This window comes from Flavobacterium sp. TC780, from assembly GCF_056783245.1.
This window is the reverse complement of sequence record NZ_JBXBAV010000163.1, coordinates 45513-51889: the sequence shown is the minus strand read 5'-3', so window position 1 is coordinate 51889 and position 6377 is coordinate 45513. Positions and strand designations below refer to the sequence as shown.

The following is a 6377-nucleotide window of genomic DNA, read 5'->3' as shown; positions in this document are numbered from 1 at the left end:
TTACCTGTACTCGTTGAGTTACGTATTGCTAAGGTTAATACATGCTCCTGTTGTTAGGGAGGCAGCACCTTATACCGAATCTCTCCGGGAGTTTTTAATTACCAATACAGCTAGGACAGGTCCAAATGGATTTAGAAGTAACCTTCAAAATCTAAAAAATCTTGCAGCAGGTACTTATAATTTAACTGTTACGGATAATTCAGGTTGTGAAGATAAATTGAGCGTTGTATTACTTCAAAATGATGAAAATACGATTAAATTACAGTAAAACTGAGATAGCATGTTATAATTATGCTAATGCATCTATTACTGTGGATGGCGTTTACAGGAGGAGTTCCTTTTGCAACAGGAGATCCATATATTATAAGTGAGATAATATTAGGAACAGGTTTAGTACAAAATAATTTGTCAGCAGGAACTTATGTAATCACAATTACCGATGCATTAGGCTGTCCAAAAGTATTTCCTATAGTGATAGATAATGCACCAGTTTTTACTATTAATCCAGATGTAAAGAACGTTTCTTGTTTTGGAGCTAATGATGGTCATATCCGATTAAACCTTGTAGGAGGTAAAGCACCAGTTAAGTTAGTTTGGGATGATAATTCGACAGCAGGAATTGAACGTAATAATATTGGACCAGGAAAATATAGCGTAACAATTACAGATGGTAAAGCCTGTATAATAAGAGAAACCTTTATTATAATTGAGCCTTTATTGTTAGAACTAAGAGCAGATGTTTCAAATCCTTTAGATTGTGTTGATGCAAATACAGGAGAGATCAATTTAGTGGTAACAGGTGGTCAGCCTCCATTTACCTATTCATGGTCAAATGGTGCAAAAACTGAAGATTTGACTAAACTTCCACCGGGACTTATGCCGTTACCGTTACAGATGCCAATGGTTGTAAAAAATCAGAAGAATGGAAAATTACCAGATTCGATCAACTTACACCAACTATTGAAGTCCTGACAGATTTTAATTGTGAAACCAAATATGTACATCAAACATTTGTAGGACATGTAAAAGGAGGAATACCGCCCTATACATTAAGCTGGTCAGATGGAGTTGTTTCAGGTCCTAATAACGAAATAATGAACACTGAAAATAAAGGATTAATTATATTTAGCGTAACCGATAGTTTTGGATGTACAGCCGATTTTCCATACAATGTTAACGCACCAGTACTAGGAATAGCTAATTATTCGACAAGCTCATATGCTAAAGATGTTTATGATTTGTATTCAATTTACGATCCTATTCAATTTACAAATCTGGCAACAGGAGATTTTACAAATATTTCTTGGGATTTTGGAGATGGTAAATTCTCAAATGAAGAAAATCCAAAGCATATATATACAAGAGAAGGAACTTATACGATAAAACAAACAGTTACTTTATCCTTTTGGATGTCAATATAGTTATACATCAACATTAGTAGTCGAAAAAGGATATAGTCTGGTAATGCCAAATGCCTTTACGCCAAATAATGATGGTTACAATGACACATTTGCACCAGTATTTTTAGGATTTGAAGAGCATTACTCTGATGTTTATGATACTTGGGGAGGAAATTGTATATTCTGAAACTGGAAAAAACATTAGTGGGTGGAATGGACAAATAAAAAATCATGCAGCCGAAAACGGAAACTACTTTTTCAAAATCACTGCAAAAACTTTTTACCACCATACCATAACCGAAAGAGGAGCATTTACATTACTTAAATAATAGCAACAGATTACAATGAGATTAAAACTATATATAACAATACTAATTGCATGTTGCTTTTATTCAGAAACAAGAGCGCAAGACCCAATTTTTACTCAATATTTCTTAGTTCCGGAAACACTTAATCCAGAGTTTTCTGGATTCATGGAAAGAGCTATGCAGATCGTACACCGTGAACAATGGCCAGATTTAGATTTAAAAATAGATACCGATTATGCATTTGTAAATACTTGGAACGAAAAAATGAATAGCGGTTATGGAATAAGTGTTTTAAATCAAAGAGAAAACCTGACCAAATATAATTACACTCAAATTAATGCTAATTATGCCTACCGAGTAAAGCTGAATGATACATGGTATTTTAGACCGGCTATCGAAGCAGGTTTTGGTTTAAAATCATTTGCCTTTCAAAATTTACTGCTTGAGGATCAAATTAATATTCGAACAGGCGTTATAAATTCAAGTTCGGTAGATCCGATGCTAAAGAATGATAAAGTCAATTTCTTTGATGTATCAGCAGGTATGGTTTTTAACACCGAAAGTCTTTGGATAGGTTTATCAATGAAACACCTTAACAGACCTAATATATCCTTTGCAGGAGACGGAAACGTACTTTTAAATACATTCTTCTCGCTAAGTTCAGGTTATGAGTTTCTTTTGGCCGATTATATCGATGTGCTGTTTTTGCCGTATGAAACTAAAATGCTTATTACTTCAAATTATATGCAACAAGGATACTATAATCGATTTGATTTAGGGACATCTATACAGTTCGAGAAAATATATTTTTTGGCGCAACAGCAGTTACAAATCCTTCAAAAAATGGAATAAGCAGGGAGTTGCTTACTTCAGTAAATCTTTTTACAGGTTTGCAATATGAGAATTTAAAATTAGGGCTTTCCTATGATTTGAATACAACGAATATGGGGAGAACAGGAGGCGTTTTTGAAGTTTTATTAACGTACCAGTTTAACCTAAGTGTAAAATGTTTCGGATGTCCTAATTACACAGGAAGATAAGAACGAAGTAATAATAAGAAGTTGTTTTTTAAATAATAACTTTATCCTAATAGGGGCGTGTCCCGCCGAAAAGGCGGGCCGGGCTTTTCGTTACAATCTTTTGCTTTTTAAAGAAAAAAGCAAAAGGATTTTCACTGCAATCCCTCACGCAGATTCCAAAGACTTAGCAGATTTTTGTATTAGAATTCTTTAATCCCAATAGCTACCGTGAGAGGCTTAAAAATTTTGCGACTCTGCCACTTTGCGAGATTCAGTTTTAGCTTAATAACTTTATTTCTTTTTGAATATTCATTCTTGCTTTTTCCTCATATAAATTCCTGAATTCATCTGTTTGAAAAATAGATTCATTTTCCAGAAAATGTTTTAAAGCTTTTGCGCGTCCAGGTTTGTATAATAAATCAGGATAAATGCGGTATTCTTTTCTTATTTGTTCAAAGTAAATTTGATAACCCTCCCAATCTCGGGCGAGAATTTTTAAATCAAAATCAATTAGCCAATTAATATCTTCAATTGCATTGTGTTGATGCTGCTGCGTTGCACAAATAGCATCAAAAACCAATTGTCTATCAAATGAGATATTCTTGGGTAAAATCGATAATGCATACTCAGCACTTTTGAGTTCATTATCTTTTTTACGACTATTGTATATGTAGTCATGATAAAAGATGGCGTACAAGATTTCATTAGGAAATTGCAGTTTCTCCAGATATGTTTCATAACAATCTATCATATCACTTATATGAGTTAGGTTATGATAGTGTCTGGATTTTTTAGAATAAGCAGTTTCAAGTTCCAACCAATTATCGTAAATCTCTTTTTCATCAAAGCCAATGTTTGCTAGCAGTTTAGTATATTTTTCTTTTAGATTCATAGCGCTAATTTACTTAAAAAAAATATTCTTTTTTCACTACGCAAAATAATTGCGTACTAACTATAAACCTTTGTATTATCAAAACAAAAGGCCTTGTAGCTTAAAAGGAAAAGCCTACAGAAAAATTACTGGCTGTAGAGTTTGCGGATATTCCGGTTAGACCTGCGCGGACTAATGGGTAGAATTTACAGAAGCACCGAAATCGTTAGGGAAAGTAGGGAAGCGTATTTAGAGCCGCAATGCCCGAAAGGGAATATGAGTTCGAATCTCATCAAGGTCACAAAATAAATCAATGTTTACGAGTAATTTAGATTACTTAAAATAGGATTCTTTTTCACTACGCAAAATAACTGCGTAGTAGTTTTTGAATCTTTGTTTAACAAAAAGAAGAAATGAATACAGTATTATTAAAAGAGATGATATCCAAAAATCATATTAGAGTAAACAAACACCCTAATTATGATTTATACATTTATAATTATACCCAAAGTGCCCAATTCGAAAGAATATGGAATGAGGTTACATTAAACTGTAGAGGATTAATTCTTGATGAAAATTTTAATGTGATAGCAAGACCATTTCCTAAGTTTTTTAATTTAGGAGAAATGGAAAATCAAACGATTCCTAATACAACTTTTGAAGTGTATGATAAAGCCGATGGTTCAATGGGGATTTTGTATTGGATAGATGAGGTGCCATTTATAGCCAGTAGAGGTTCGTTTTCAAGCGATCAGTCAGATAAAGCAAACGAAATGTTGCATGGGAAATACAAAAAATCATGATCGCATTTGGATAAAAACAAAACCTATTTATTTGAGATTATATATCCTCAAAACCGAATTGTTTTAGATTATGGAGCTGCAGAAGAATTGGTTTTACTGGCAATTATCGATACCCAATCGGGAGAAGAATTTGCGCTGGAAGATATTGGTTTCCCTATTGTAGAAAAATACGACGGAATTAAAGATATTGGTTCATTAGCAGCAATGAATAAAGACAATAAAGAAGGCTTTGTTATTAAATATTCGAATAATTTTAGAGTCAAAATCAAATTTGAAGAATATCTTCGTTTGCACCAAATCATTACTCAGGTTTCTAATTTGAACATTTGGGAATATTTGAAAACTAACCAACCAATAGAAGAAGTTTTGGAACGTGTTCCTGATGAATTTTTTAATTGGGTGAAAGAAACAAAAAGAGATTTAGAAAATCAATATGCGGTAATCGAAAATCAATGTAAAGCAGATTATAAAGTTTTGGATTCCCGTAAAGAAACAGCTTTGTATTTCGTGACCTGTCAATATTCAGGAGTATTATTTGCAATGTTGGATAACATGGATTATTCCGAAATAATTTGGAGAATGATTCGACCAACATTTGAAAAACCATTTAATAGAGAAGAAGAATAGAAAATTAATTTAACTGCGCAAAATAATTGCGTAGTGGCAAAGCTATATTTGTCAAACAAAAATAAACACAATGATTATAAAACTTAAATCAGACAATACATACTTTTTAGATATCCTTTATAAAAATCCAAATACGGATCAAGGTCTTTATTTGAAAGAATTAAAAAACGGAGTTATTATGGGAAATGTTATTTCAGCTACAGAATATCATTGTGTTTTTATGGATGGCAAACATAGTTATTTGCCAGAAGAAGGAAATCAAATCGATTTTCAGAGTTACTGTAGTCCGCTATTGGCTTTAAATATGGCAACCGAATTTTTTAATCATTTGTACAAAGAAAATGCAAGTTTAAGTGAAACAGTAATTTCTTGGTTAGAAAGAAACTACGATGAGGTTGATACTGAAAAATGTACGATAGAAGTAGCTACTTTTTTTATCGATTCGGGCTGGTACAAAAACGGAAACTATCTTTTATCAAAATACATCGATGGAGTTTCATTGCAGCATAAAATTGGAAGTAATTTCGAATTAAAGATAGAAGGTTCAACGGTTAGGGAAGCCTTACAGAAATTTTCGCTTGTAGCTTTGTTTTCGCATTTCACCAACAAATATGCAGTTTATACCTATATCGATGACTTTTTTATTCAAAAGCACATCACGATGTTAACCAATATTTTGGGTGTTCCGTATTTTGTATTTTATCTTTTTATAAAAAAGAATTATGCGTTCTCCAGTTCAGTTCGAAAAATTCAAACCACAGTTAGAAGCGTATTTTGATAACAAAGTTCAATTTGTTTTTACAGATACACATCAATCCAGAAAAGAATTTATTTGTAATAAAATCAATTTTGATGAACCTGTTTTAGATTTTGGTTGTGGCGAAATGCAGTATTTTAAAATGTTGCTAAAAAAAGGATTTACACAGGAATATCATGCGTACGACGAAGTAGATTTTAAACCTATTGCAGATAAAATAGTTGGGATAGAGAATGCAGATAATTTGCATTGGGTTGAAAGTTTAGAAGAAATTAAAGGATTTGAAAATCAGATTATTTTAAGTGAGGTGATTGAGCATAATTCATTAGAAGAGGCAAAAGCATTATTAATTTGGATACGTGATAATACACAGTTTACCCAATTATTTGTAACAACTCCAGACAAAGATTTTAATGTGAATTATGAACTGACAGAGGAATTTAGGCACGACGATCACGATTTTGAGTTATCAAATTCAGAATTTGTGGAATTGATTGACGAGATTTTTCCAAACCCTAAAACCTATTATGGAGTAGGAGATTGTGTAAATGGAGTTTACCCAACAAGTGCAGTAATCATTCAAAAAAAGTAA

At 32.4% G+C, this 6377-nt stretch carries 12 protein-coding genes; 11 read left to right on the top strand and 1 reads right to left on the bottom strand.

Annotated features, from left to right (window positions below; translation table 11 throughout):
* The 7 genes from AC1RYN_RS18340 to AC1RYN_RS18310 all read left to right on the top strand — a co-directional run.
* A partial coding sequence (locus AC1RYN_RS18340) for a hypothetical protein (RefSeq protein ID WP_481808106.1) occupies nt 1–268 on the top strand: 268 nt, incomplete at its 5' end.
* 29 nt (nt 269–297) lie between these two features.
* Nucleotides 298–972: a SprB repeat-containing protein gene (locus AC1RYN_RS18335; RefSeq protein WP_481808105.1), complete on the top strand. Its 675-nt coding sequence runs from the start codon at nt 298–300 to the stop codon at nt 970–972.
* 122 nt (nt 973–1094) lie between these two features.
* A complete protein-coding gene (locus tag AC1RYN_RS18330) occupies nt 1095–1421 on the top strand; it encodes a PKD domain-containing protein (RefSeq protein WP_481808104.1) in 327 nt (108 codons plus the stop codon).
* Between the two features lie 43 nt (nt 1422–1464).
* The gene (locus AC1RYN_RS18325; RefSeq protein WP_481808103.1) at nt 1465–1587 is read left to right on the top strand and encodes a T9SS type B sorting domain-containing protein; all 123 of its coding nucleotides are present in this window, start codon (nt 1465–1467) and stop codon (nt 1585–1587) included.
* A complete protein-coding gene (locus AC1RYN_RS18320) occupies nt 1556–1729 on the top strand; it encodes a hypothetical protein (protein WP_481808102.1) in 174 nt (57 codons plus the stop codon). The genes AC1RYN_RS18325 and AC1RYN_RS18320 overlap by 32 nt, the downstream gene beginning before the upstream one ends.
* 15 nt (nt 1730–1744) lie before the next feature.
* Nucleotides 1745–2560 (top strand): PorP/SprF family type IX secretion system membrane protein, encoded by an 816-nt coding sequence (locus tag AC1RYN_RS18315; RefSeq protein WP_481808101.1) that lies wholly within the window; start codon nt 1745–1747, stop codon nt 2558–2560.
* Nucleotides 2561–2568: 8 nt separating this feature from the next.
* Entirely contained in the window at nt 2569–2748 is a 180-nt protein-coding gene (locus AC1RYN_RS18310) for a hypothetical protein (protein WP_481808100.1), read from the top strand.
* A gap of 256 nt (nt 2749–3004) precedes the next feature.
* On the opposite strand, the gene AC1RYN_RS18305 is transcribed toward AC1RYN_RS18310, so the two are convergent.
* Nucleotides 3005–3619 (bottom strand): HD domain-containing protein, encoded by a 615-nt coding sequence (locus tag AC1RYN_RS18305; protein ID WP_481808099.1) that lies wholly within the window; start codon nt 3617–3619, stop codon nt 3005–3007.
* Between the two features lie 392 nt (nt 3620–4011).
* Between AC1RYN_RS18305 and AC1RYN_RS18300 the strand changes: the two genes are divergently transcribed.
* The 4 genes from AC1RYN_RS18300 (at nt 4012) to AC1RYN_RS18285 (ending at nt 6377) form a co-directional block, all read left to right on the top strand.
* Nucleotides 4012–4401: an RNA ligase gene (locus tag AC1RYN_RS18300; RefSeq protein ID WP_481808098.1), complete on the top strand. Its 390-nt coding sequence runs from the start codon at nt 4012–4014 to the stop codon at nt 4399–4401.
* Nucleotides 4402–4407: 6 nt separating this feature from the next.
* On the top strand, nt 4408–5028 hold the full coding sequence (locus AC1RYN_RS18295) for a hypothetical protein (RefSeq protein WP_481808097.1): 621 nt from the start codon (nt 4408–4410) through the stop codon (nt 5026–5028).
* 70 nt (nt 5029–5098) lie between these two features.
* Complete coding sequence (locus AC1RYN_RS18290; RefSeq protein ID WP_481808096.1) at nt 5099–5806, top strand: hypothetical protein; 708 nt, start codon at nt 5099–5101, stop codon at nt 5804–5806.
* Nucleotides 5751–6377, top strand: coding sequence for a class I SAM-dependent methyltransferase (locus AC1RYN_RS18285; protein ID WP_481808095.1), 627 nt, complete (start codon nt 5751–5753; stop codon nt 6375–6377). Before AC1RYN_RS18290 ends, AC1RYN_RS18285 begins: the two co-directional genes overlap by 56 nt.